This window comes from Pseudooceanicola sp., from assembly GCF_029213205.1.
Taxonomy (GTDB): Bacteria; Pseudomonadota; Alphaproteobacteria; order Rhodobacterales; family Rhodobacteraceae; genus Pseudooceanicola.
The window spans coordinates 188,474-212,562 of sequence record NZ_JARGNH010000001.1 but is presented as its reverse complement, the minus strand read 5'-3'; the positions used below and the strand labels follow the sequence as shown (position 1 = coordinate 212,562).

The 24,089-nt window shown below is 63.1% G+C and carries 19 protein-coding genes and 2 tRNA genes; 11 read left to right on the top strand and 10 right to left on the bottom strand.

Annotation, left to right across the window (positions count from 1 at the left end; translation table 11 throughout):
* Nucleotides 1-53 precede the first annotated feature (53 nt).
* A complete protein-coding gene (locus tag P1U48_RS01075) occupies nt 54-1,808 on the top strand; it encodes an acetolactate synthase 3 large subunit (protein WP_301066318.1) in 1,755 nt (584 codons plus the stop codon).
* 79 nt (nt 1,809-1,887) lie between these two features.
* Nucleotides 1,888-2,451 carry an acetolactate synthase small subunit gene (gene ilvN, locus P1U48_RS01070; RefSeq protein WP_301066317.1) on the top strand — a complete coding sequence of 188 codons (564 nt, stop codon included), beginning with the start codon at nt 1,888-1,890 and terminating at the stop codon, nt 2,449-2,451.
* 75 nt (nt 2,452-2,526) lie between these two features.
* Here ilvN and P1U48_RS01065 read toward each other — a convergent pair whose 3' ends face one another.
* Complete coding sequence (locus P1U48_RS01065) at nt 2,527-2,922, bottom strand: hypothetical protein (RefSeq protein WP_301066316.1); 396 nt, start codon at nt 2,920-2,922, stop codon at nt 2,527-2,529.
* 236 nt (nt 2,923-3,158) lie between these two features.
* Here P1U48_RS01065 and P1U48_RS01060 point away from each other — a divergent pair, with 236 nt between their 5' ends.
* Nucleotides 3,159-3,980: a helix-turn-helix transcriptional regulator gene (locus P1U48_RS01060; protein WP_301066315.1), complete on the top strand. Its 822-nt coding sequence runs from the start codon at nt 3,159-3,161 to the stop codon at nt 3,978-3,980.
* Nucleotides 3,981-4,047: 67 nt separating this feature from the next.
* Here the strand turns inward: P1U48_RS01060 and P1U48_RS01055 are convergent, their stop codons facing one another.
* Nucleotides 4,048-5,202, bottom strand: a complete 1,155-nt coding sequence (locus tag P1U48_RS01055; protein WP_301066314.1) for an aminotransferase class I/II-fold pyridoxal phosphate-dependent enzyme — start codon at nt 5,200-5,202, stop codon at nt 4,048-4,050.
* Nucleotides 5,203-5,332: 130 nt separating this feature from the next.
* Here P1U48_RS01055 and P1U48_RS01050 point away from each other — a divergent pair, with 130 nt between their 5' ends.
* Entirely contained in the window at nt 5,333-6,082 is a 750-nt protein-coding gene (locus P1U48_RS01050; RefSeq protein ID WP_301066313.1) for a DsbA family protein, read from the top strand.
* Nucleotides 6,079-6,720 (top strand): hypothetical protein, encoded by a 642-nt coding sequence (locus P1U48_RS01045; RefSeq protein WP_301066312.1) that lies wholly within the window; start codon nt 6,079-6,081, stop codon nt 6,718-6,720. Before P1U48_RS01050 ends, P1U48_RS01045 begins: the two co-directional genes overlap by 4 nt.
* Before the next feature lie 79 nt (nt 6,721-6,799).
* Here P1U48_RS01045 and ispG read toward each other — a convergent pair whose 3' ends face one another.
* The 3 genes from ispG to hemA all read right to left on the bottom strand — a co-directional run bounded on the left by ispG (nt 6,800) and on the right by hemA (nt 10,594).
* Nucleotides 6,800-7,936, bottom strand: coding sequence for a flavodoxin-dependent (E)-4-hydroxy-3-methylbut-2-enyl-diphosphate synthase (gene ispG / locus P1U48_RS01040; RefSeq protein WP_301066311.1), 1,137 nt, complete (start codon nt 7,934-7,936; stop codon nt 6,800-6,802).
* Between the two features lie 74 nt (nt 7,937-8,010).
* On the bottom strand, nt 8,011-9,252 hold the full coding sequence (locus P1U48_RS01035; protein WP_301066310.1) for a helix-turn-helix domain-containing protein: 1,242 nt from the start codon (nt 9,250-9,252) through the stop codon (nt 8,011-8,013).
* Nucleotides 9,253-9,370: 118 nt separating this feature from the next.
* Nucleotides 9,371-10,594 carry a 5-aminolevulinate synthase gene (gene hemA / locus P1U48_RS01030; RefSeq protein ID WP_301066309.1) on the bottom strand — a complete coding sequence of 408 codons (1,224 nt, stop codon included), beginning with the start codon at nt 10,592-10,594 and terminating at the stop codon, nt 9,371-9,373.
* 314 nt (nt 10,595-10,908) lie between these two features.
* Between hemA and P1U48_RS01025 the strand changes: the two genes are divergently transcribed.
* Nucleotides 10,909-12,282 (top strand): M20/M25/M40 family metallo-hydrolase, encoded by a 1,374-nt coding sequence (locus P1U48_RS01025; protein WP_301066308.1) that lies wholly within the window; start codon nt 10,909-10,911, stop codon nt 12,280-12,282.
* 62 nt (nt 12,283-12,344) lie between these two features.
* Here P1U48_RS01025 and P1U48_RS01020 read toward each other — a convergent pair whose 3' ends face one another.
* Nucleotides 12,345-13,223, bottom strand: coding sequence for a glycosyltransferase family 2 protein (locus P1U48_RS01020; RefSeq protein WP_301066307.1), 879 nt, complete (start codon nt 13,221-13,223; stop codon nt 12,345-12,347).
* 142 nt (nt 13,224-13,365) lie between these two features.
* Here P1U48_RS01020 and P1U48_RS01015 point away from each other — a divergent pair, with 142 nt between their 5' ends.
* On the top strand, nt 13,366-14,085 hold the full coding sequence (locus P1U48_RS01015) for a hypothetical protein (RefSeq protein WP_301066306.1): 720 nt from the start codon (nt 13,366-13,368) through the stop codon (nt 14,083-14,085).
* A gap of 21 nt (nt 14,086-14,106) precedes the next feature.
* On the opposite strand, the gene P1U48_RS01010 is transcribed toward P1U48_RS01015, so the two are convergent.
* The 4 genes from P1U48_RS01010 to P1U48_RS00995 all read right to left on the bottom strand — a co-directional run bounded on the left by P1U48_RS01010 (nt 14,107) and on the right by P1U48_RS00995 (nt 17,396).
* Nucleotides 14,107-14,183 (bottom strand) — tRNA-Asp (locus P1U48_RS01010).
* A 30-nt stretch (nt 14,184-14,213) separates the two neighbouring features.
* Nucleotides 14,214-14,290 (bottom strand) — tRNA-Asp (locus P1U48_RS01005).
* Nucleotides 14,291-14,391: 101 nt separating this feature from the next.
* Nucleotides 14,392-14,934 (bottom strand): NADPH-dependent FMN reductase, encoded by a 543-nt coding sequence (locus tag P1U48_RS01000; RefSeq protein WP_301066305.1) that lies wholly within the window; start codon nt 14,932-14,934, stop codon nt 14,392-14,394.
* Between the two features lie 110 nt (nt 14,935-15,044).
* Complete coding sequence (locus tag P1U48_RS00995; protein WP_301066304.1) at nt 15,045-17,396, bottom strand: UvrD-helicase domain-containing protein; 2,352 nt, start codon at nt 17,394-17,396, stop codon at nt 15,045-15,047.
* 108 nt (nt 17,397-17,504) lie between these two features.
* Between P1U48_RS00995 and P1U48_RS00990 the strand changes: the two genes are divergently transcribed.
* From P1U48_RS00990 to P1U48_RS00975, 4 genes are all read left to right on the top strand, one after another.
* Entirely contained in the window at nt 17,505-18,590 is a 1,086-nt protein-coding gene (locus P1U48_RS00990; RefSeq protein ID WP_366142851.1) for an alpha-hydroxy acid oxidase, read from the top strand.
* A 286-nt stretch (nt 18,591-18,876) separates the two neighbouring features.
* A complete protein-coding gene (locus P1U48_RS00985; protein ID WP_301066303.1) occupies nt 18,877-22,320 on the top strand; it encodes a pyruvate carboxylase in 3,444 nt (1,147 codons plus the stop codon).
* Nucleotides 22,317-22,838, top strand: a complete 522-nt coding sequence (locus tag P1U48_RS00980; RefSeq protein WP_301066302.1) for a DUF2314 domain-containing protein — start codon at nt 22,317-22,319, stop codon at nt 22,836-22,838. The genes P1U48_RS00985 and P1U48_RS00980 overlap by 4 nt, the downstream gene beginning before the upstream one ends.
* Nucleotides 22,839-22,889: 51 nt before the next feature.
* A complete protein-coding gene (locus tag P1U48_RS00975) occupies nt 22,890-23,624 on the top strand; it encodes a TerC family protein (protein ID WP_301066301.1) in 735 nt (244 codons plus the stop codon).
* Nucleotides 23,625-24,089: the final 465 nt, after the last annotated feature.

The following is a 24,089-nucleotide window of genomic DNA, read 5'->3' as shown; positions in this document are numbered from 1 at the left end:
CCGGGGGCTTTTTCGTATCCGATGAACCGAACACGCAGGACGGAGAAAAGACGATGACACGCCAGATGACAGGAGCCAAAATGGTGGTCCAAGCCCTCATAGATCAGGGTGTGGACACGGTATTCGGCTATCCCGGCGGCGCGGTCTTGCCGATCTACGACGAGATTTTCCAGCAGAACAGCATCCGCCATATCCTGGTGCGCCACGAGCAGGGCGCGGTGCATGCCGCCGAGGGTTATGCCCGCTCGACCGGCAAGCCTGGGGTTGCGCTGGTCACCTCTGGCCCCGGCGCCACCAATGCGGTCACCGGGCTGACCGACGCGCTGATGGATTCGATCCCGATCGTGGTGCTGACCGGCCAGGTGCCGACCTTCATGATCGGCACCGACGGGTTTCAGGAGGCAGACACGGTTGGCATCACCCGCCCCTGCACCAAGCACAATTGGCTGGTCAAGGACACCGACGCCCTGCCCGATGTGCTGCATCATGCCTTTCACGTCGCCACCACCGGCCGTCCTGGCCCGGTTCTGATCGACATCCCGAAGGATGTGCAATTCGCCAACGGCACTTACAAGCCCGTGCCGAAACCGTCGAGCTATCGCTACAACCCGCCGGTCAAGGGCGACATGGAAGAGATCACCGAACTGGTCGCGGCACTGGAAACCGCCAAGCGGCCGGTGTTCTATACCGGCGGCGGGGTGATCAACTCTGGCCCGGCGGCGGCGCAATTGCTGCGCGAGCTGGTCGATGCCACCGGCGCGCCGATCACCTCGACCTTGATGGGGCTCGGCGCCTATCCGGCCAGCGGCAAGGGCTGGCTCGGAATGCTGGGCATGCATGGGCTCTATCAGGCCAATATGGCGATGCATGATTGCGACCTGATGATCAATATCGGTGCCCGGTTCGACGACCGGATCACCGGCCGCATCGATGCCTTTTCGCCGCATTCGAAAAAGGCCCATATCGACATCGACCCGTCCTCGATCAACAAGGTGATCCGGGTCGATATCCCGATCGTCGGCGATGTCGCGCATGTGCTGGAGGACATCCTCAAGGTCTGGAAGGCCCGTGGCCGCAAGACCAACCGCGAGGCGCTGGCCAATTGGTGGGAAAAGATCGACAGCTGGAAGGCGGTCGATTGCCTGAATTACGCCGGGTCGAAAACCACGATCAAACCGCAATACGCCCTGCAACGGCTGGAGGCGCTGACCAAGGACCGGGATCGCTACATCACCACCGAAGTCGGCCAGCATCAGATGTGGGCGGCGCAATTCCTGGGCTTTAACGAACCGAACCGCTGGATGACCTCCGGCGGGCTGGGCACCATGGGCTATGGCTTCCCGGCCTCGATCGGGGTGCAGATGGCGCATCCCGACAGCCTGGTGATCAATGTCGCCGGCGAGGCGTCCTGGCTGATGAACATGCAGGAAATGGGCACGGCGATGCAATTCCGCCTGCCGGTGAAGCAGTTCATCCTGAATAACGAACGCCTCGGCATGGTGCGGCAATGGCAGGAATTGCTGCATGGCGAGCGCTATTCGCATTCCTGGTCTGAATCGCTGCCGGATTTCGTGAAACTGGCCGAGGCCTTTGGCGCCAAAGGGATTCTGTGCAAGGATCCGGCCGATCTGGACGATGCGATCATGGAGATGATCAACCACGACGGGCCGGTGATCTTTGACTGCCTGGTCGAAAAGCATGAAAACTGCTTTCCGATGATCCCGTCGGGCGAGCCCCATAACAAGATGCTGATGGGCAACGCCAGCACCCAGGACGCAATCAAATCAGGAGGCGCGGTGATGGTCTGAGCGGGAAAAATCTTAGCCAAGATTTTTGCCAAGACTTTTCGCGAAAAGTCTTTCCCCCAGCCCAACCGGTGAAAACAAGATGAGCGCATTGCATATCAAAAAGGGGTCGACCAAACACTCGGCCTATAACCTGCGTCCCAACTTCTCGGACGTTATCGAATCCCACACCCTGGCCGTCGTTGTCGACAACGAGGCCGGGGTTCTAGCCCGGGTCATCGGATTGTTTTCCGGGCGCGGCTATAACATCGACAGCCTGACAGTGGCCGAGGTCGATCACACCGGCCATCGGTCGCGGATCACCGTGGTGACCCGGGGCACGCCGCAGGTGATTGAGCAGATCAAGGCGCAGCTGGGTCGGATCATTCCGGTGCATGAGGTGCATGACCTGACCGTCGACGGGGCCTCGGTGGAACGCGAACTGGCGCTGATCAAGGTGGCAGGCGAGGGCGAAAAGCGGGTCGAGGCGCTGCGGCTTGCGGATATCTTTCGCGCCAATGTGGTCGACAGCACGCTGACCAGCTTTGTGTTCGAACTGACCGGCACCCCGGAGAAGATCGACGCCTTTGCCGATCTGATGCGCCCGCTGGGATTGCTGGAAATGGCCCGCACCGGTGTTGCCGCCCTGTCCCGTGGCGCGCTTTAAGGTCGGGTTTATCGCGACCCCAAATCATCCGCCCGGCGCCACTCTCCCGGGCCGGGCGTGCGACGTTCGACCCGATCAGACCGCGCTGCGCTGTGCCGTGCCAACTGGCGGCTGAACCGGACGGCGGCGAATAAACGGCAACACGATGCCCTTTCGCCGGACGTCACCGGCATCGGGCCGTTCCTCGTCTGATCCAGCATTGGCAATAACCTCGGCGTCATTGCCGACCTCCAGCAGGCTGCGTGCCAGTGTCGGGAATTGCGCTTCGGCCACGATAACGGCCCCGCGCACGCGCCGGATCGCACCGTCCATTTCCAGCTCGAATTGGACCAGATCGCCAGATTCGAAGGTATTGGCACCGGCATCTGATCCCGGCTCCGGTCCGAGAAAGGCCAATTCGCCCTGATCTTCACACCAGACGACGGCTTTCATCTCTGTGTTATCGCTCCAGAGAACCACTCCGAACATCATCTTCCCCAATGCGTTCAATACGTTGCACCCACCCCCCAACAGTCTCTGAAAATACATGCGGCCTGCACATTCCTCATTCTGAAACGTTGGCTGGATTTTTGTGTCGCCTTAAAATCTAATTGGCGCTATACAACATCACGTATGACGCGGGTTGACGTCATGACACCGCCAAATCTGTCCCAATATGTGACAGAAGCCGATGATTTGTTCGATTGAACCATGCAGGAGCGCCTGAAATGAACCGTGTCGTGATACGTCCTGACCGTGACATGACCGATCCTGTCGAAGTTCGTGGCATTTTCGGAACCAACCTGCGCCAGCTCAGCAATCGCTACCCGTCAATCGCCGGATTGTGCCGCGAGCTGGGGATCAACCGGACCCAATACAACCGCTATCTCTCTGGTGAGAGCTTTCCGCGCCCGGACGTCCTGCAGCGGATCTGCACTTTCTTTGACACGGATGCCCGCATTCTGCTGGAACCGGTCGATCAGCTGTCGCCGATCGCCTCGGATCTGCTCAGCCATCCGCAAATCGCCCCCTATCTGGGCAGCGAATCGACAACGGTGTCGCCCGACCTGCTGCCCGCCGGTCTCTATCGGTTCTCACGCCGCAGCTTTATCGATTCCGAGGTCGCCGTAACCGGCATCGTGCGGGTGTATCGGATTGACGGATTCACCTTCGTGCGCGGCTACGAGGCCAAGGAGGCGATGCGCCAGCAGGGGCTGGATGCGCGCGCCGCGACCCGCGAGTTCCGCGGCATCTTTCTGAAACAAGAGGAAGGCGTCGCCGCGCTGATCTCGCGACACGGGGCGATCACCTGCACCTTCAACTTCCTCAGCCGGGTGCCGGCCTTTGAGAACAATTTCTGGGTCGGCTATGTCACCCGCACGGTCGCCGAAACCATCGCCGGTCACCGCGCCACCCGGATGGTCTATGAGCATCTCGGCTCCGATCACGGGACGATCCTGGAGGCGGCGCGCAAGGCCGGCTTTATCGCGCCGACCGGCCTGCCCGCCTTTCACCAAAGGCTGCTCCGGTTCCGCGAACCGTTCAACTGATCGGCAAACTCCCCGCCACCTGAACCCGGTCTGATCTTTTTGTTCGCCCTTGGCTCCTGCCGCAGGCTCAGCGCGTGGCCAGATACCCGACCATGAAGTCACGCAGCCGCCGCAGCCCCTCGCGGATGTCATCGCTGGTGCCGCAATAAGAAAACCGCAGGGTGCCCGCGCCGCGACCGGGATCGAAATCCAGTCCCGGCGTCACCGCCACCCCCGCCTGCTCGAGAATCTGCCCAGCAAAGGCCAGGCTGTCATCGGTCAGATGTGACACGTCGGCATAGATGTAAAACCCGCCATCCGGCGGCGCGAACCGGTCAAACCCGGCCTCTGCCAGCCCCGCGATCATCAATTCCCGGTTGGTCGCATAGGTGGCCAGATTGCCATCCAGCTCATCCCGGCAGTCCAGCGCCGCCAGCGCCACCACCTGGCTGGCATGCGGGGCGCAGATGAACAGATGCTGGGCGATCCGCTCGATCCGGCGCACATGATCCTGCGGCACCACCAGCCAACCGACTCGCCAGCCGGTCATCGAGAAATACTTGGAAAACGAATTGATCACATAGCAATCGTCGCTGATTTCCAACGCGCTGACCGCCTTGGCCTGGTATTCCAACCCGTGATAGATCTCGTCCGAGATGAACGCGGTGTCCGTCGCCGCGCAGGCCTCGATCAACGCCGTCATTGCCCCCCGGTCCAGCATGGTTCCGGTGGGATTGCCCGGTGAGGCGACCAGCAACCCGTCGAGCCGATGCGCCGCCACATCGCCCGGAAGCGGTTGAAACCGCGCCGCCGCCTCGGTCTCGATCAACACCGGGTCAAGGCTCAGCGCCTTTAGGATTTGACGGTACGAAGGATAGCCCGGCACCCCGATCCCAACCCGGGCGCCAGGGTCGAACAGCGCGGTAAACGCCAGCAGGAACGCCCCCGAGGATCCCGGGGTGACAATCACCCGCGCCGGATCCAGATCGACATTATACCAGTCGCCATAGAGCCGGGCGATGCCCTGACGCAGCGGCGTCAGCCCCAGCGACACCGCATAGCCCAGCGGATCCGCCTGCATCCGCTCGGCCAGCGCCGCGCGGGCGCCCCGTGGCGCCGGGGTCCCGGGCTGGCCAATCTCCAGATGGATGATCCGCCGTCCCCGCGCCTCCATCTCCTGCGCCTGGCGCACCACATCCATCACAATAAAGGGATCGACCTCACCACGTCTTGAAACCCGCATCCAACCCTCCGACACTGCGCCCACCCGCAATAGCGCGCCCTGCCTCGGACGAAAAGCCGCCGGTGCTTGGCAATCGGGCGCGAATATGGTCTGACGCGGCAGGACCTTCTGGACCAGTCAGGATTTGCCCATGCCCCGTCCCCTCGCCCTCGCGGCCGTTTTCGCCCTCACGATTGCCACCCCGGCCCTGGCCTTTGACCCCGCCAGCATGTCCGACAGCGAGCGCGCGGCGTTTCGTGCCGAGGTCCGCGCCTATCTGATGGACAACCCCGAGGTGATCATCGAAGCGGTGCAGAGCCTCGAGGCCCGCGAGGCCGATCGCAAGGCGGCACAGGACGACGATCTGGTCACCGTAAATGCCGAGGCAATCTTTAACGACGGCTTTTCCTTTGTCGGCGGCAACCCCGACGGCGACATCACCGTCGTTGAATTCATGGATTACCGCTGCGGCTATTGCCGCAAGGCCTTTGAAGATGTGAACGAACTGATCGCGAGCGACGGCAATATCCGCTTCGTGGTCAAGGAATTCCCAATCCTGGGCGAGGCCTCAACGATCTCGTCGCACTTTGCCGTGGCCACCAAGATTGTCGCCGGTGACGCCGCCTATCAAAAGGTGCATGACGCGCTGATGGCCTTTACCGGCCAGCCTGACGAAACCGCCCTGGCGCGGCTCGCCGGTAGCCTGGCGCTGGATCCGGCGCCGATCCTGGCAGCGATGGACAGCGACGCGGTGCTGCGCGAAATCGCCGAAACAAGGGCGCTGGCCCAGCGGTTGCAGATCAACGGCACCCCGACCTTTGTCATCGGCACCCAGATGCTGCGCGGCTATGCGCCGCTGGCGGCGATGCGCGGCTTTGTCGAGGACGCCCGCGCCGAATGATCCGTGTCGCGGTTTGCGTGCTGCTGCTGGCGCCCTCGGCGCTGGCGGCTGACGGGCTCGATCTCAGCCCCGGCGCGCGTGCCGCCTTTCGGGCGGAACTGCGCGCCCTGCTGCTGGAGGAGCCGGAAATCCTGCAGCGCGCCCTGGCGGCGCAACCGCCCGCCCCCGACATCACCACGGCCGAGATCTATGCCGATGCTGCGGCCAGCGACCGCGCCCGAATCGCCGCGCTGGCCGAGCCCCTGTTCGCGCTGACCGGGTTCGGCTTTGGCGCCGACTCCCCGGCTGAAATCCTCACCGTCTTTGTCAGTGCCGATTGCCCGGATTGCCTCACCGCCCTGACCGAACTGCTGACATTGACGCAAACCCGTCCTGACCTGCGCGTCGAACTGCGCGCGCTTGACACCACCACCGCCACCGCCGGTCTGATGGCCCGGCTCGCCGCCGAAGGCCCGGCCCGGCTGATTGCCGGTGCCGATCTGACCCCCGGGCCCCCAGCCCGCACCGATGTGAATTACGGCGCCGACCTCGCCACCGCGCTCGAGCTCGATATCGCGCCGAGCTATGTGCTGCCCGACATGCTGCTGCGTGGCTGGATGCCGGCCCAGATCCTGCCGCGCTACCTGGCGCCGCGGTAACCTGGCCGCGCCCGACCTCTGCTTCATCTTGCCAAAAATATTCCCGCCGGAGGCACGGCCCGCAGGGCCGCCGCCGCGCTTACTCCGCCGCCTGCTCGACGCCCCGGGCCTGCGTCGCCTCAATCTCCGCCGCCTTGCGCTCGACCGCCTCGACGATGTGATCGACCATCCGCTCATTCGACATCCGGTGCGATTGCTTACCGGCCAGATAGACCATACCGGTTCCGGCGCCGCCGCCGGTGAAACCGACATCCGTCATCAGCGCCTCGCCCGGCCCGTTCACCACGCAACCGATGATCGACAGGCTCATCGCGGTCTTGATATGCTCCAGCCGCTGCTCCAGCGCCTCGACCGTCTTGATCACGTCAAACCCCTGGCGGGCGCAGGACGGGCAAGAAATGATGTTGACCCCGCGATGCCGCAGCCCCAGCGCCTTCAGGATTTCAAACCCGGCCTTGACCTCGGCCACCGGATCGGCGCTCAACGAGACCCGCAGCGTGTCGCCAATCCCCATCCACAGCAGATTGCCCATGCCGATGGCAGATTTGATGGTGCCGGTGGTCAGCCCGCCGGCCTCGGTGATGCCCAGATGGATCGGCGCATCGGTGGCGTCGGCCAGCTCCTGATACGCGGCGGCGGCCAGGAACACGTCGCTGGCCTTCACACTGATCTTGAACTCGTGGAAATCATTGTCTTCAAGGATGCGGATATGATCCAGCCCGCTTTCCACCATCGCCGCCGGGCAGGGTTCGCCGTATTTCTCCAGCAGGTGCTTTTCCAGACTGCCGGCATTCACCCCGATGCGGATCGAGCAGCCATGGTCGCGGGCGGCGCGGATCACTTCGCGCACCCGGTCCTTGCTGCCGATATTGCCGGGGTTGATGCGCAGACAGGCCGCACCCGCCTCGGCCGCCTCGATGGCGCGTTTGTAGTGGAAATGAATGTCGGCGACGATCGGCACCGGGCTTTCGCGCACGATTTCGCGCAGCGCCTTTGTCGATGCCTCATCCGGGGTTGAAACCCGGACGATATCGGCGCCCGCCTCGGCGGCGGCCTGCACCTGCGCGACGGTCGCGGCAACGTCCGAACTCTCGGTGTTGGTCATCGTCTGAACAGAGATCGGGGCGCCGTCACCGACCGGCACCTTGCCGACCATGATCCGGCGGCTCTTGCGGCGGGCGATATCGCGCCAGGGGCGAATGGGATTATGTGACATGGTCAACGGCTCCGATGGCGGGCGGTTTCACCGTGACATAGGACGGGGCGCGCCGGGACGCAATCCGCTGCGGATCAATCCCGCGGCAACGGGTCGAGGATCTGGGTCGCCTCGGCCACCACCTTGGCGGCCACCGGATCGGCGGCCAGATCGGCGATCTGGTATTTTCCAGTCAGCGCATCGACCGATAGGGCCACGTCGCGCACCGTGGCGGTGCCGTCACCGGCGGGGCCAAAAATCTTGCCATTGACCTTGAAGTAGATCGACCCGGACATCCCGGCGCGCAGCATCGGTGCCTCTTCGGTCTGCGGCAGCTCATAGGCTTCCCCGGCGTCGAGCACCTTTTCAAAGATGATCGAACCATTGGCCGAACGCACCCGGATCCAGGCCGGACGCACCGCAAAGACCGACACGCCCGGTGCGCGATCCTCAACCACCTGCGGCGTTGCCAGACTGCTGTCATTGACCCCGGCCATCGCCCGCTCAAGCGCGGTCTCAATCGCCGAACCACTGCGTGGACGCTGTGCCTCATCACCGGTGAAACTGCCGATTCGGGCCGGATCAAGGGTGGAAATCGGCGCATCGCGGGCGACCATGATCGGCACATCCAGCGCCTGCGGGCGATAGAGCCGGTCGAGCGAATCCGGCGGCGGGGTGAACACCCCGGCCCCGGCAACCTCGGTCAGCTGTTCGGGCGCCGGGCGGTTGACACCGTCCAGCGGATCAAGATCGGTCAGCACATCGGGGGTGTTTTCAGACGGCGCCACCTGCACCCGCTGCACCTCGCTCAGCACCGCCATGCCGCCATAGCCGAGCCCGGCAATCAGCGCGATCAGCACAAAGGCCGAGCCAATCGCCGAGGGTTCGATCCGCGACAGAAAGCTTTCGCCCTTGGGCGCAAACGGGGTGCTCGGGGTGACAAAGGGATCGCGCGGCACCTTGGGGGCCGCAGCGCCGATCACCACATCGGCCTGGCGTTTCGACGAGGCCTGCGCCGACACCCCATGGGGCGTGGCAAAGCCGCTTTCGGCACAGAAGGCGGCAAACACCTCATCCGGGTTCATATTCAGATAGCGCGCGTAAGAGCGCACATAACCGGCGATGAACCCAGGGGTATCAAAGGCGTCGGGGTCGCAATTTTCGATGGCGGCAATATAGGCGGCCTTGATGCGCAGCTCACGCTGGACATCGAGAAGGGATTTGCCGATCGTCGCGCGTTCGCCGCGCATGATATCGCCGAGCTTCAGATCGAAATCGTCAAAGCCCTTGGGATTTGCGGTCCCGGTATCGATGTCTGGCTGTGGTCTACGCCGCATCGTTCAGACTGCCCCATTATGTCGCTTCCGACTCGATCCCACCCCCCGGTCGGTCGAGTCGCGCCCTTATCAAATTAAGGGTAACATAGAACAAGACTTTTGTAAGCCTTCGGCAGGGTTAACCGGCCATGTCGGCGCGATTCAGCGCACAATGCGACCAAAGTTGATCCATTGCGTTCACCAACGTGTCCATTTCCCTGGGGCCATGGACCGGCGACGGGGTAAACCGCAGCCGTTCGGTGCCGCGCGGAACGGTCGGAAAATTGATCGGCTGAACATAGATACCGAATTGATCCAGCAGCATGTCCGACAGCATCTTGGTGTGCACCGGGTCGCCGACGATGACCGGCACGATATGGCTGCCATGGTCGATAATCGGCAGCCCCAGCCCCTTGAGCCGCAGCTTGAGAATGCTGGCCTGGGTCTGATGCCGCTCGCGCAGGGCCTGATCGGTTTTCAGGTGCCGCACGCTGGCCGCCGCCCCTGCCGCGATCGCGGGGGGGATCGAGGTGGTAAAGATGAACCCCGGCGCATAGGAGCGGATCGCATCGACCAGCCGCTCGGAGGCCGCGATATAGCCGCCCATCACCCCAAAGGCCTTGGCCAAGGTGCCGTTGATGATGTCGATCCGATGCGCCAGACGGTCGCGTTCACTGACCCCGCCACCGCGCGGGCCATACATGCCGACCGCGTGGACCTCGTCGATATAGGTCAGCGCGTTGAATTCATCGGCCAGATCGCAAATCGCCTCGATCGGGCCGAAATCGCCATCCATCGAATAGACCGATTCAAAGGCGATCAGTTTGGGCGCGGCCGGATCGTCGGCGGCCAGCAATTCGCGCAGATGCGCCACATCGTTGTGCCGGAAGATCCGCTTGGCGCCACCGTTGCGGCGCACCCCTTCGATCATCGAGGCATGGTTCAGCGAGTCGGAATAGATGATCAGACCGGGAAACAGCAAAGGCAGCGTCGACAGGGTCGCGTCATTGGCAATATAGGCTGAGGTAAAGACCAGCGCCGCCTCTTTGCCATGCAGATCGGCCAATTCGGTCTCAAGCTGCTTGTGATAGACTGTGGTGCCGGAAATGTTGCGCGTGCCGCCGGAACCGGCGCCGGCTTCGTCGATCGCCTCATGCATCGCGCTCAGGACAACCGGATGCTGGCCCATCCCCAGGTAATCATTGCCACACCAGACGGTGACCTCTTGATCGGTGCCGTCGGGACGGTGCCAGGTCGCATGCGGAAAAGTGCCGTTGTGACGCACGATGTCGATGAAGGTGCGATAGCGCCCTTCCTCGTGCAGATCGTTCAAAGCTTTGTCCAGATGGGCAGAATAGTCCACAGCCATCCCCTCCGTTGCGATGTATTGCGCGCCGTTGGCCGCTCCTCACGCCCCCCGGGGACGCCGAAAGATTTGAAATGGATATAAGCCGCGCTTGGTTTTCGCAACCGCCTTAGGCCAGGTTCGGGCATAACCACTTTGACTCAGGTCAAACTTGCCCCGGATTTGTCAGGGTTTTCTCTGATTTTCAGTTAGATATGCCGAATCAGCCCGGCCTGCGTCAAATCGGTGCAGGCAGGATTTTGCACCGCGCAACGGCGCTGGACACCCGGTGACGGGCTGCTACCCTCACGCCAAAGCCACCGGAGTCGACCATGTCATTAGAACCCGTCCTTGCCCGCCTTGATGCCGAACTGCCCGCCGCGACCGAACGCCTGCTTGACCTGCTGCGGATCCCATCGGTGTCCACCGACCCCGCCAACAAGGCCGATTGCGAGCGTGCCGCCGATTGGCTGGTCGCGGACTTGCGCAGCATCGGCGTTGCCGCAGAGAAACGCCCGACCACCGGCCATCCGATGGTTGTCGGCCATGTCGAGGGCGACGGGCCGCATCTGCTGTTTTACGGCCATTACGACGTGCAACCGGTTGATCCGATTGACCTTTGGGATCGCGACCCGTTTGATCCACAGGTTCAGGACACCGCCGCCGGGCCGGTCATTCGCGGGCGCGGATCCTCGGATGACAAGGGCCAGCTGATGACCTTTGTCGAGGCCTGCCGCGCCTGGAAAGCCGAATATGGCAGCCTGCCCTGCAGCATCACCTTTTTCTTCGAGGGCGAAGAGGAATCCGGCTCACCCTCTCTGATCCCCTTCATGAAGGAAAACGCGGACGAGCTGAAAGCCGATATTGCGCTGATCTGCGATACCGGATTGTTCGACAGCACGACCCCGGCGATCATCACCATGCTGCGCGGGATGCTGGGCGAAGAGCTGACAATCAAGGCCGCCAGCCGCGATCTGCATTCGGGCATGTATGGCGGCGTCGCCGCCAATCCGATCCGGGTGTTGTCTGGGATCATCGCCGGTCTGCATGATGAGACTGGCCGTGTCACGGTGCCGGGATTCTATGATGGTGTCCCGGAAATGAGCAATGAAATCATTGCGCAGTGGGATGACCTTAAATTCGATCATACCGCCTTTCTGAACAGTGTCGGCCTGTCCGAACCCTCCGGCGAAACCGGTCGTCGGCCGCTGGAAATGATCTGGTCGCGCCCGACTTGCGAGGTCAACGGCATCTGGGGCGGCTACACCGGCGACGGCTTCAAGACGGTGTTGCCTGCCGATGCCCATGCCAAGATCTCGTTCCGGCTGGTCGGCACCCAGGACCCGCATAAAATCCGCGAAAACTTTCGCGCCCATGTCAGCGCGCAATTGCCGCCCGATGTCGAGGTGGAGTTCCGCGGTCATGGCGCCTCGCCCGCCAGCCAGATGTCGATCGAAGACCCGGCATTTGACAAGGCCCGCCAGGCGCTGAGCGATGAATGGCCACTGCCTGCCGCCTATGTCGGCTGTGGCGGCTCGATCCCGATTGCCGGGTATTTCAAATCGATCCTCGGAATGGACGCGATGCTGGTCGGCTTTGGCAAGGATGACGACCAAATCCATTCCCCGAATGAGAAATACGACGTCGACTCCTTTCACAAGGGCATGCGCAGCTGGGCCCGAATCCTGGATGCACTGACCCGATAGCCGCGCGGCGAAGCGAGACGCGTCCCCGATCGATCCATCGAAAATGCTTTATCTACTGTGCCCTACAAGGCGCCGTTAAAGCGTTCTGGCAAGATATAAAGCTGGTCGTATTCCGGCCGGTCAAAGGCCCAGAACCCGGTGTTGCCGCGGGCCTTCCAGCTGCGCTGCATCGCCCGGCGGATCGGGCGCATGTCGAAATCCGACGCCAGCGGCATCTCGGCAAAGGCCTCGAACACCGCCCGGTCCTCGCCACGTTCGGCGGCAAACCAATGCCGCCCGATCGCCGCATCCTTGTAGCTTTCCACCTGCACCGCCTCGGTCACCTGATTGCGCCGGTCCATGGCCGCCGAATAGGCGCCGAAATCAACGAATTTCAGATGCATGAGGTAAAGCGCATCCGGGGTGAACAGTTTGTCGAATTGCGCAAAATGGCCGCCCCGGGCGATCTTGGTGCCGATCGAGACGATGCAGGGCTTGGAATAATGCGGCGCCACCCGGACATGGCGGCGCGGGCCCAGCACCTGCGCCCCAATCGCCTCATCCTCGACGTCGATGCGGTGCAGCACCTCCAGCCCCAGCGGGGTGAACACCCGCCGCTCTGGCGCGTCCTCCAGCCAGTCCAGCAGGGTCTTGCCCTCGGCCGGGTCGACCACCACCAATTCGTCAACATCGCCAACGATGACATGCTTGTAATAGGGGTTCAGCCCCATCACCAGATTGTTCAACAGCCGCCAGCGCTTCATGTCGAAATTCTTGTGATGTTCGCCGGGAATGCCGATGATATTGCAGCCCTCGGCCATCGCCAGCACCTCGGGCTCACGACCATGGGCGATGACATAACAATTCTCCCGCCCCAGCATGTCGCCGTAATGGCGCAGCCAGATCTCCAGGAAAAAGAGATCGTCGCGCAGCATGGTGATGGCACAGGCGGTGGATTGCATCTTCTCGGGCTTTCCAGTTTTTCCGACCATAGCGCGGTTGCGGTGAAAGGAGAATCGTGGAAATCGATTGAGCAGGCGCCGTTGCACCCGTGCCGCAAGAAGGGATCTCGCCTTGCTGCCATCTGATTTCGCCCGGACCGGAGTGTTTTTTGCTCACCGCACCGGCGTGCCGGTGACCCGGTTTCAGGTGATGGGCGAACGCTCCTCCGGCACCAACTTCGCCAAACGGGTGTTGGGCCGCAACACGCCGCTGAAACCCACCGAGGCCCTGGGCTGGAAACACGGGTTTGCCCAGATGGCGGCGGTCCCCGCCGATACGGTGATCGTCTGCATGGTGCGCAACGCGGTCGATTGGGTCCGCTCGATGCATGCCAAGCCCTGGCATTGCAGCGCCGAGATGCAGCGCCTCGATCTCTCCGGTTTCATCCGCGCCGAATGGGACAGTCTCGTCGACCGTGACCGCTATTTCGAAGAGGCCGCGTCACTGGGGCTGACCGGCCAGCCGCTGCAACATGACCGGCACCCGCTGACCGGCGCCCGCTTTGCCGATATCTTTGCCCTGCGCCAGGCCAAGCTGGCCGGGTTGAGCAGCTATCTGGCCCGTGATTGCAACGTGGTCTTTGCCCGGATGGAAACCCTGATCGGCGATCCCGAGATCTTTGTCGCAGCCTTCAGCGCAGCCTTTGCCCTGCCCGCGCCCGGCGGCAATTTCCGTGGCATCACCCGACGGTTGGGTTCGAAATTCAAACCGGCGCTGGACCACCGCCCGGCGACCCCGGCACAGCTCAGCCCGGCCGACCTTCAGCATCTGAAATCACGCCTCGATCCGGCGCAGGAGGCCGCCCTCGGCTATTCTTACTGAATAATTCGAACTGAAAGAAAGTGGCGCGGTTGACGGGGCTCGAACCCGCGACCCCCGGCGTGACAGGCCGGTACTCTAACCAACTGAGCTACAACCGCGCGGGACGCGACGGACATCGGACGGGGCAGTGGCGCGGTTGACGGGGCTCGAACCCGCGACCCCCGGCGTGACAGGCCGGTACTCTAACCAGCTGAGCTACAACCGCTGACTGCCCGCCCGGGCATGCCCGGACGTGACGGGCGTTCTAGGGGCAACCCCTGCCCCCGTCAAGCCGCAAGTCACAGAATTCGGTGCAAGTTTCGCGGTTCATTCGCCGACATCACCACGCGTTTGGATTCGCCCGGTGAAATCGCTCAGGAATTGCTGCAGAATCTGCCGATTCACCGGCATCCGCAGATGTGCAGAAATCTCATCCGGTGTCTGCCTCATCAGGTGAAACCTGGCCTCGAGATCGGGCCAGAACCTCTCGGACAGTGTGCCCAGAACCAGGTGCAACTGGCGCGCCACATCGGCGCCCCGGTGGGTCGCATGCAGCAGGGCGATAGGCTTGCCGATGATCTCGTCCCGGCTGACCAGCCAATCCAGCGCATTCTTGAAGGCTCCCGGCAGCGCGTGCACATATTCCGGACAGGCGATCACCATCCCGTCGGCGGCGCCGACCTCGGCGGCAAAGGCCTCGACCGCCTGCGCGGCCGGTGGCCCTTCCAGATCCGGTGAAAACAACGGCAATCCGGCGGGGGTGCGCAGGCGCAGATCCATCCCCATCGGCGCCACCTCGGCCAGGCCTCGCAACAATGCCATATTGCTCGACTCCGCCCTCAGCGAGCCACAGAGCCCCAAGATCCGCATGTCACCCCCCGCCCCTCGAACAGCCAGGCTTCATCTTGCCAGAAATATTCCCGCCGGAGGCATCGCCGCTTGCGGCGACCCTCTGCCCAGGCCAACCCAATGCCATGACCTCAGAACGGCACGTCATCCGCGCCCATGATGAATTTCGCCACCACCTTTTTCTGCCCGGCCTTGTCAAAGGCAATGTCGAGCTTGTCGCCCTCGATCGCGGTGATCGCGCCGTAGCCGAATTTCTGGTGGAACACCCGCTCACCGACAGTAAAGGCGCTGACCGCCTCCAGGTCGATGACCTGGCGGCGCACCTCCTGCGGCTGCGCCATCGGGCGATTGGATTGTCGCGCCTGCATGCGTTTCCAGCCCGGCGAGTTATAGACATCCGCCCGCGCCGCCTTTTCGTGGATCTGACTCTGCGGCGCGGCCGCGCCAAAGCCGCCGCCATAGAGCCCCGGCGGCGTCAGCACCTCGACATGCTCCTCGGGCAATTCATCGATGAACCGCGACGGCAGCGCCGATTGCCACTGGCCAAAGACCCGCCGGTTGCCAGCGAAGGAGATGGTGCAGACCTGTTCGGCCCGGGTAATGCCGACATAGGCCAGGCGGCGCTCTTCCTCGAGGCCCTTCAGCCCGCTTTCATCCATGGTGCGCTGTGAGGGAAACAGCCCGTCCTCCCAGCCCGGCAGGAACACCACCGGAAATTCCAGCCCCTTGGCGGCATGCAGCGTCATGATCGATACCTTGGCGCCGCCATCGTCGGATTCATTGTCCATGATCAGGCTGACATGCTCCAGGAACCCTTGCAGATTCTCAAAGTTTTCAAGCGCCTTCACCAGTTCCTTGAGGTTTTCCAGCCGCCCCGGCGCCTCGGGCGTCTTGTCGTTCTGCCACATCGCGGTATAGCCGCTTTCGTCCAGCACGATCTCGGCCAGTTCCATGTGTGTCATGTCGGCGTCGCCGGTCATCCGCCCCCAGCGTGCCAGCCCCTCGACCAGGGCGCGCAATTGCCCGGCGCCCTTGCCGGTGATGCCGCCTTCGGCCAGCAGGATCCGCGCGCCTTCGATCAGCGGCACGCCATTGGCCCGCGCCACCCGCTGAATATTCTGCTGCGCCTTGTTGCCGAGGCCGCGTTTGGGGGTGTTGACGATCCGCTCAAAGGCCAGGTCGTCCTCAGGCGACACCACCAGCCGGAAATAGGCCATGGCATCGCGGATCTCCATCCGTTCATAGAACCTCGGCCCGCCGATCACCCGATAGGGCAGCCCGATGGTCAGGAACCGGTCCTCAAAGGCGCGCATCTGGTGGCTGGCGCGCACCAGGATCGCCATCTGATCCAGCGAAAACCCCGCCATCCCGCGGGTGCCGCGCTGCATCGCCTCGATCTCTTCACCGATCCAGCGCGCCTCTTCCTCGCCGTCCCAATGGCCGATCAGGCGCAGTTTTTCGCCCTCGGCCGCCTCGGTCCACAATTCCTTGCCCAATCGCCCCTGATTGCCGCGAATGACGCCCGAAGCGGCGGCCAGGATATGCGGGGTCGAGCGGTAATTCTGTTCCAGCCGCACCACCTTGGCGCCGGGAAAATCCTTTTCGAACCGCAGGATATTGCCCACTTCGGCACCGCGCCAGCCATAGATCGACTGATCGTCATCACCGACGCAGCAGATGTTCTTGTGCTCGGCCGCCAGCAACCGCAGCCAGAGATATTGCGCGACATTGGTGTCTTGATATTCGTCCACCAGGATGTAGCGGAACCAGCGCTGATATTGCGCCAGGATATCCCCATGTTTCTGGAAAATCGTCACCACATGCAGCAGCAAATCGCCGAAATCGGTCGCGTTCAGCTCCCGCAGCCGGGTCTGATACTGATCATAGATCTCGGTGCCGCGATGGTTATAGGCCCCAGCCTCGGATGCGGGCACGTTGTCCGGCGTCCAGGCGCGGTTTTTCCAACCATCGATGATCGAGGCGATCTGCCGCGCCGGCCAGCGTTTTTCGTCAATGCTGTTGGCGGCGATCAATTGCTTCAGCAGCCGCAGCTGATCGTCAGTGTCCAGAATGGTGAAATTCGACTTCAGCCCGACCAGCTCAGCATGGCGGCGCAGCAGCTTGACACAGATCGCGTGAAAGGTGCCGAGCCAGGGCATCCCCTCGACCGCCTCGCCCAGCATCCGGCCGACCCGGTCCTTCATCTCCCGCGCCGCCTTGTTGGTAAAGGTCACCGCCAGGATCTCATTGGGCCGCGCCGCGCCGGTGTTCAGCAGATGCACGATCCGCGCGGTCAGCGCCTTGGTCTTGCCGGTGCCCGCCCCCGCCAGCATCAGCACCGGCCCCTGCAGCGCCTCGACCGCCTCTCGCTGGGCCGGGTTCAATTCATCCAGATAGGGCGAAGGCCGGGCGGCCATCGCGCGCGAGGACAGGGATACGCTGGCCGCGCCTTCAAAGGCGTCGAATTCGTCATGACTGCTCATCGCTTCAGTTTACCCGCAGAGCCACCAAAACAAAAGAGCATGTTCACCAGATGTTCACGTCTGATTTCAACTTGCCTTGCGCCCGGTTAATTCGCAAAGTCAGCGCCCATGACACTTGACCTCAAATACCCGAATATCGCCGATCTGCGCCGCCGTGCCAAACGCCGGATTCCGCATTTCGCTTGGGAATATCTCGACAGCGGCACCGGTGACGACCTGGCGATCCACCGGTCGCGGGCGGCGCTGGACGACGTGATCCTGGCGCCAGCAGTGCTGAAAGGACGGACCGAACCGGATCTGACCACGACCTTTCTGGGACGCGCCTATGACCGGCCTTTCGGGGTCTCGCCGGTCGGCATGACCGGGCTGTTCTGGCCCGGTGCCGAGGTGATGCTGGCCAAGAACGCCGTCGCCCAGGGCATGCCCTTTGGCCTCTCCACCGTCGCCGCCGCCTCGGTCGAGGATCTGGCGCCGCATATCGGTGACAACGGCTGGTTCCAGCTCTATCCGCCGCGCGTCCCCGAGCATTGCGAAGACCTGCTCAAACGCGCCAAGGATGCGGGGTTTCATACCCTTGTGCTGACTGTCGACGTGCCCGGCCCGTCCCGGCGCGAACGCCAGCGCCGCGGTGGCCTGCAAACCCCGCCGCGGATCACCCCGCGCCTGTTCGCACAATCGCTGCTGCGCCCGCATTGGGCGCTGGCGGTGGCCCGCGCCGGCCCCCCGACCGTCCGCTCGCTGCAGAAATACGCCGGAGTGCACGAACCCGCCCGCCATGTCGGCCTGGCCCCGCATGCCGCCCCCGATCCGGAGCTGCTGAAACGCCTGCGCGATCTCTGGGATGGCCCGATCATCGCCAAGGGCGTGCTGGTCCCATCCGAGGCGGTGCTGCTGCGCGACCTGGGCGTCGATGCGGTCTGGGTCTCCAACCACGGTGGCCGCCAGTTCGACGGCGCGCCTGGATCGGCCACCGCCCTGCCCCTGATCCGCGCCGCGGTCGGCCCGGATTACCCGCTGATCTATGACGGCGCCACCGAATCGGGCCTCGACATCCTGCGTGCCATCGCGCTCGGCGCCGACCTGGTGATGCTCGGTCGCGCCTGGATCTGGGGGGTCGGCGCCTTTGGCGCAAACGGCGCCGCCCCCCCCCCCCCCCCCCCGCCCAGGTCAGCCATATCCTCAGCGAAGACATGACCTCCGGGCTGATCCAGATGGGCCTGACCCGACCCGAAGAGGTGCGCGGGCGGCTTTGGTCAGACGTCGTCTGAGCCTCGCTGTTGCCGAAACATCCCCGCTTCCTCTGGTCATAAATATCCTCGGGGGGGAACCGGGTCACAGACCCGGTTGGGGGGCAGACAGCCCCCCCCCGCCACTGGCCACAGCCGCAACGCCCCTTGCGCTGCGCCGCAGCGTATTGTTTGCTGTTCGAAAGACGGGCGCGCAGCCAACGCCCCGGCCCTGACCGGAAAGGACGCGGCCCATGCCCGAATTCAAGAAAATCCTGATCGCCAACCGCGGTGAGATCGCCATCCGCATCATGCGCGCGGCCAATGAGATGGGGAAAAAGACAGTCGCGGTCTATGCCGAAGAGGACAAGCTCGGCCTGCATCGCTTCAAGGCGGATGAGGCCTATCGCATCGGTGCCGGGCTCGGCCCCGTTGCCGCCTATCTGGCAATCCCCGAAATCATCCGGGTGGCCAAGATGGCGGGCGCCGACGCGGTGCATCCCGGCTATGGCCTGCTGTCGGAAAACCCCGAATTGGTCGAGGCCTGCGACGCGGCCGGGATCACCTTTATCGGTCCGCGCGCCGAAACCATGCGCGCCCTTGGCGACAAGGCTTCGGCCCGCCGGGTGGCAATGGCCGCCGGGGTGCCGGTGATCCCTGCCACCGAAGTCCTGGGCGAGGACATGGATGTGATCCGCGCCGAGGCCGAGAAAATCGGCTACCCGCTGATGCTCAAGGCCTCATGGGGCGGTGGTGGGCGCGGCATGCGCCCGATCCACAGCGCCGCCGAACTGCCGGAACTGGTTCGTGAAGGCCGACGCGAGGCCGAGGCCGCCTTTGGCAATGGTGAGGGCTATCTGGAAAAGATGATCACCCGCGCCCGCCATGTCGAGGTGCAGATCCTCGGCGACCGGCACGGCGAGATTTACCATCTGTATGAGCGCGATTGTTCAGTCCAGCGCCGCAACCAAAAGGTGGTTGAACGCGCCCCCGCCCCCTATCTGAGCGAGGCGCAGCGCGCAGAAATCTGCGAGTTGGGCCGCAAGATCTGCGCCCATGTGAATTACGAATGCGCTGGCACTGTCGAATTCCTGATGGATATGGACACCGACAAATTCTATTTCATCGAGGTCAATCCGCGGGTGCAGGTCGAACATACGGTCACCGAAGAGGTCACCGGCATCGACATCGTCCAGGCGCAGATCATGATTGCCGAAGGCAAGAGCCTGGCCGAGGCGACCGGCAAGGCCAGCCAGGATGAGATCCGGCTGAACGGTCATGCCCTGCAGACAAGGATCACCACCGAGGATCCGCAGAACAATTTCATCCCCGACTATGGCCGGATCACCGCTTTTCGGTCCGCCACCGGCATGGGCATTCGCCTGGACGGCGGCACCGCCTATGCGGGCGGGGTGATCACCCGGTTCTATGACAGCCTGCTGGTCAAGGTCACCGCCCATGCGCAGACGCCCGCAAAGGCGATTGCCCGGATGGACCGCGCCCTGCGCGAATTCCGGATTCGCGGGGTCAGCACCAATATCGCCTTTGTCGAGAACCTGCTGAAACACCCGGTGTTTCTGTCAAACGACTACACCACGACCTTTATCGACAACACGCCCGCGCTGTTTGACTTCGAGCAGCGCCGGGACCGGGGCACCAAGGTGCTGACCTATATCGCCGACATCACCGTCAATGGTCATCCCGAAGTGCAGGGCCGCCCGCGCCCGCATCCCGATCTGAAACCGCCGCGCCTGCCCGAGCTGCGGCAGGAGCGGATGACCTATGGCACCCGCAACCTGCTTGAGGAAAAGGGCCCGCAGGCGGTGGCCGACTGGATGAAGGCGCAGCAGGAATTGCTGTTCACCGACACCACAATGCGCGACGGTCATCAGAGCCTGCTGGCAACCCGAATGCGCAGCCTCGACATGATCAAGGTCGCGCCCGCCTATGCCGCCAACCTGCCACAGCTGTTCAGTGTCGAATGCTGGGGCGGCGCGACCTTTGATGTCGCCTATCGGTTCTTGCAGGAATGCCCCTGGCAGCGGCTGCGCGACATCCGCGCGGCGATGCCGAATGTGATGACCCAGATGCTGCTGCGCGCCAGCAACGGCGTCGGCTATACCAATTACCCCGACAATGTGGTGCAGGGCTTCGTCGCCCGGGCAGCGGCGAGCGGTGTCGATGTGTTCCGGGTGTTTGACAGCCTGAACTGGGTCGAAAACATGCGGGTGGCGATGGATGCGGTGCTGGATTCCGGCAAGCTGCTTGAGGGCACGATCTGTTACACTGGCGACGCGCTGGATCCGGCCCGAGAGAAATACAACATCGCCTATTATGTCAGCATGGCCAAAGACTTGCAGGCCGCAGGCGCGCATGTTCTGGGGATCAAGGACATGGCCGGGGTGATGACGGCGGCGGTGGCGGAAAAGCTGTTTCCGGCGCTGAAGGACGCGGTCGACCTGCCGATCCATTTCCACACCCATGACACCAGCGGCGCGGCGATTTCCACGGTTCTGGCGGCGGCGGCCAAGGGGGTGGATTGCGTCGATGTGGCGATGGATTCATTCAGCGGCAACACCTCGCAACCGACCTTTGGCTCGGTGCTCGAAGCGCTGAAACACGGGCCCCGCGCCAGCAGCATCGACATCGGCGCGGTGCGCGAGATCAGCAATTACTGGGAGGCGGTGCGCGGCCAATACGCGGCGTTCGAAAGCGGCATGCAGGCCCCGGCCTCAGAGGTTTACCTGCATGAAATGCCCGGCGGCCAGTTCACCAACCTCAAGGCGCAGGCGCGCAGCCTCGGGCTTGAAGAACGCTGGCACGAGGTGGCGCAGGCCTACTCGGACGTAAACCAGATGCTTGGCGATATCGTCAAGGTGACGCCCTCTTCCAAGGTGGTCGGCGACATGGCGCTGATGATGGTCAGCCAGGGTTTGAGCCGGGCCGATGTCGAAAACCCGGATAAGGAGGTCAGCTTTCCCGACTCTGTCATCGACATGCTGCGCGGCAATCTCGGCCAGCCTCCGGGTGGTTTCCCCGCCGCGATCCTGTCCCGGGTGCTGAAGGGCGAGCCCCCCAGGACCGACCGGCCCGGCCTGCATCTGGATCCGGTCGATGTCGAAGAAAGCCGCCGCGAAATCAAAGCCAGGCTGAGCGATATTGATGTCGATGACGAGGACCTGAACGGCTATCTGATGTATCCCAAGGTCTTCGAGGATTACGCCCATCGTCACGCTATCTATGGCCCGGTGCGGGCCCTGCCGACACGGACCTTCTTTTACGGCATGGACCCGGGCGAAGAGATCACCGCCGAAATCGACCCAGGCAAGACCCTGGAAATCCGCCTGCAAGCGGTCGGCGAGGTCCAGGATGACGGCGAGGTCCGGGTGTTCTTTGAGCTGAACGGCCAGCCCCGGATCATCCGGGTGCCGGATCGCAAGGCGGCCAGCGCCAAGGCGGCGCGGCCCAAGGCCGACCCGAGTAACGCCAACCATATCGCCGCGCCGATGCCGGGGGTTGTGGCTTCTCTGGCAGTCGCGGCTGGAAGTTCGGTGGTCGAGGGCGACCTGCTCTTGACCATCGAAGCGATGAAGATGGAAACTGGTCTGCATGCCGATCGCACCGGTACAGTCAAATCGGTGCAGGTCTCGATTGGGGCACAGATCGACGCCAAGGATTTGCTATTGGAATACGAATGACACGTCCAAACCTGCGACTTCTGACCACTCTCGCCCTCGTAGTGAGCCCGCTTCTGGCGGTGTTCCCGGTCATTGCCCAGGCTGACAGCGTTCAATATCGCCAGCCGAGCGTGGCCGATCTGGTGACCCCGGTGCAGGCGGCACAGGCAACGCTACCGAAATTTCTGGCCCATGCCATCGACCGCTCTGGCGAGGGCATCCGCGGCACCCGGCTGTTGATCCAGTTGGGCGAAGCGCCAACCACCGAACTGATCTGGGTCAGCCCGTTCTTTCTACTGCCGGAGGGCGGCTTTGCCGGTCATATCGCCGGGCTGCCTGTGGTGCTGACCGGCTATATCATCGGTCAGAAATTGCCCTTCGAAGAGGCACAGATCATGGATTGGGCGATTTATCTGGATGATGGCAAGATCTATGGCGATTATCTGCTGCGGGCGCAGCTTGACCAGATGACACCGGAAGATGCCGCGCGGCATAGTGGCACCCTGTCGGCGGATCCGGTTCCCGCCGCCTGGAAATGACCGCGCCGTGCCGCTGGTCGGTTATCTGAGACGACAGCACAAGGAAATACCATGTTCGAGATTCTGAGCGACCCGGCGATCTGGGCCTCTTTCCTGACCCTGACAGTGCTTGAGATCGTTCTGGGCGTCGACAATGTGGTGTTCATTTCGATCACCGCCTCGCGCCTGCCCGAAAGCCAGCGCCGCGCGGCGCGCCTGCTGGGGCTGAGTGGTGCATTGGTGGTGCGCGTGCTGTTGTTGGTCTCGATTGCCTGGATCGCAGGGCTGACCGCCCCGGTCCTGACCGTCATGGGCCATGGCGTCTCATGGCGCGACATCATCCTTCTGGCCGGTGGGCTGTTCCTGCTGTGGAAAGCCTCGAGCGAAATCTTCAACGAGGTCGAGGGCGAAACGGATCAAGCAGGCGTCGGCCGTGCCACCTTTGGCGCCGTGATCTTCCAGATCATCCTGCTCGATCTGGTGTTCTCGCTCGACAGTGTGATCACCGCCATCGGTATTGCGGATCATCTGGAGGTCATGGTCGCCGCAATTGTCGTGGCGATCCTGGTGATGATGGTGGCCGCAGAGCCGATCGCCAAGTTCGTCGAGGCGCATCCTTCGACCAAGATGCTGGCGCTGGCGTTCCTGGTCATGGTCGGCATGGCGCTGGTCGCGGATGGCTTTGGCGTGCATTTTGAACGGGGCTTCATCTACGCCGCCATGGTCTTTTCCGGATCCGTCGAGGCGCTGAACCTGTTGCGTGCCGCCCGGCGACGCAAGCTGAAAGCCGAGTCAGAACAGGGCTGACCGGAGCCGGGTTTGCGCGGGAACCAGACAACCCATGGACGGTTCTTCCGGCATCTACTTTTCTCTCTATTATATAGTGTCGAAAATTCTGGATCGCCTCTGGATTGAACCGAACCAAATTTTCGGGCGGCGGAGCATCTGCGCGACCGGCGCCCCTGATCAGAGTATCGGGCAAACAAGTCACCCAGGTTGACCGCATGAAACCGGTAAAAAATGTAGATTTCGACGGCTGTCCTATTTCGGATGCACACACCGTCAGGCGACATGGTCGCGCCGACACCCTGATGCGGCCACAACAGATCACACAGCCGAAGGCTGATTCTCTTTGCGGATTCTATACAATCAGGGCGTCTGGAAAAAACCAGCCTCCAGCAGGCCGACAGGAATGACGGATCCTGCCCCGAGGAAGAGGCATTGCACGCCGCTCCACCCGATCCGATCGCGGCCCGAACGGCCTCTGCCCCT

What these genes read in the sequence shown, in the direction of transcription:
- P1U48_RS01075 (WP_301066318.1), top strand. Translation starts at nt 54, where the DNA reads ATGACACGCCAGATGACAGGAGCCAAAATGGTGGTCCAAGCCCTCATA.
- ilvN (WP_301066317.1), top strand. Translation starts at nt 1,888, where the DNA reads ATGAGCGCATTGCATATCAAAAAGGGGTCGACCAAACACTCGGCCTAT.
- P1U48_RS01065 (WP_301066316.1), bottom strand. Translation starts at nt 2,922, where the DNA reads ATGATGTTCGGAGTGGTTCTCTGGAGCGATAACACAGAGATGAAAGCC.
- P1U48_RS01060 (WP_301066315.1), top strand. Translation starts at nt 3,159, where the DNA reads ATGAACCGTGTCGTGATACGTCCTGACCGTGACATGACCGATCCTGTC.
- P1U48_RS01055 (WP_301066314.1), bottom strand. Translation starts at nt 5,202, where the DNA reads ATGCGGGTTTCAAGACGTGGTGAGGTCGATCCCTTTATTGTGATGGAT.
- P1U48_RS01050 (WP_301066313.1), top strand. Translation starts at nt 5,333, where the DNA reads ATGCCCCGTCCCCTCGCCCTCGCGGCCGTTTTCGCCCTCACGATTGCC.
- P1U48_RS01045 (WP_301066312.1), top strand. Translation starts at nt 6,079, where the DNA reads ATGATCCGTGTCGCGGTTTGCGTGCTGCTGCTGGCGCCCTCGGCGCTG.
- ispG (WP_301066311.1), bottom strand. Translation starts at nt 7,936, where the DNA reads ATGTCACATAATCCCATTCGCCCCTGGCGCGATATCGCCCGCCGCAAG.
- P1U48_RS01035 (WP_301066310.1), bottom strand. Translation starts at nt 9,252, where the DNA reads ATGCGGCGTAGACCACAGCCAGACATCGATACCGGGACCGCAAATCCC.
- P1U48_RS01025 (WP_301066308.1), top strand. Translation starts at nt 10,909, where the DNA reads ATGTCATTAGAACCCGTCCTTGCCCGCCTTGATGCCGAACTGCCCGCC.
- P1U48_RS01020 (WP_301066307.1), bottom strand. Translation starts at nt 13,223, where the DNA reads ATGCAATCCACCGCCTGTGCCATCACCATGCTGCGCGACGATCTCTTT.
- P1U48_RS01000 (WP_301066305.1), bottom strand. Translation starts at nt 14,934, where the DNA reads ATGCGGATCTTGGGGCTCTGTGGCTCGCTGAGGGCGGAGTCGAGCAAT.
- P1U48_RS00995 (WP_301066304.1), bottom strand. Translation starts at nt 17,396, where the DNA reads ATGAGCAGTCATGACGAATTCGACGCCTTTGAAGGCGCGGCCAGCGTA.
- P1U48_RS00990 (WP_366142851.1), top strand. Translation starts at nt 17,505, where the DNA reads ATGACACTTGACCTCAAATACCCGAATATCGCCGATCTGCGCCGCCGT.
- P1U48_RS00985 (WP_301066303.1), top strand. Translation starts at nt 18,877, where the DNA reads ATGCCCGAATTCAAGAAAATCCTGATCGCCAACCGCGGTGAGATCGCC.
- P1U48_RS00980 (WP_301066302.1), top strand. Translation starts at nt 22,317, where the DNA reads ATGACACGTCCAAACCTGCGACTTCTGACCACTCTCGCCCTCGTAGTG.
- P1U48_RS00975 (WP_301066301.1), top strand. Translation starts at nt 22,890, where the DNA reads ATGTTCGAGATTCTGAGCGACCCGGCGATCTGGGCCTCTTTCCTGACC.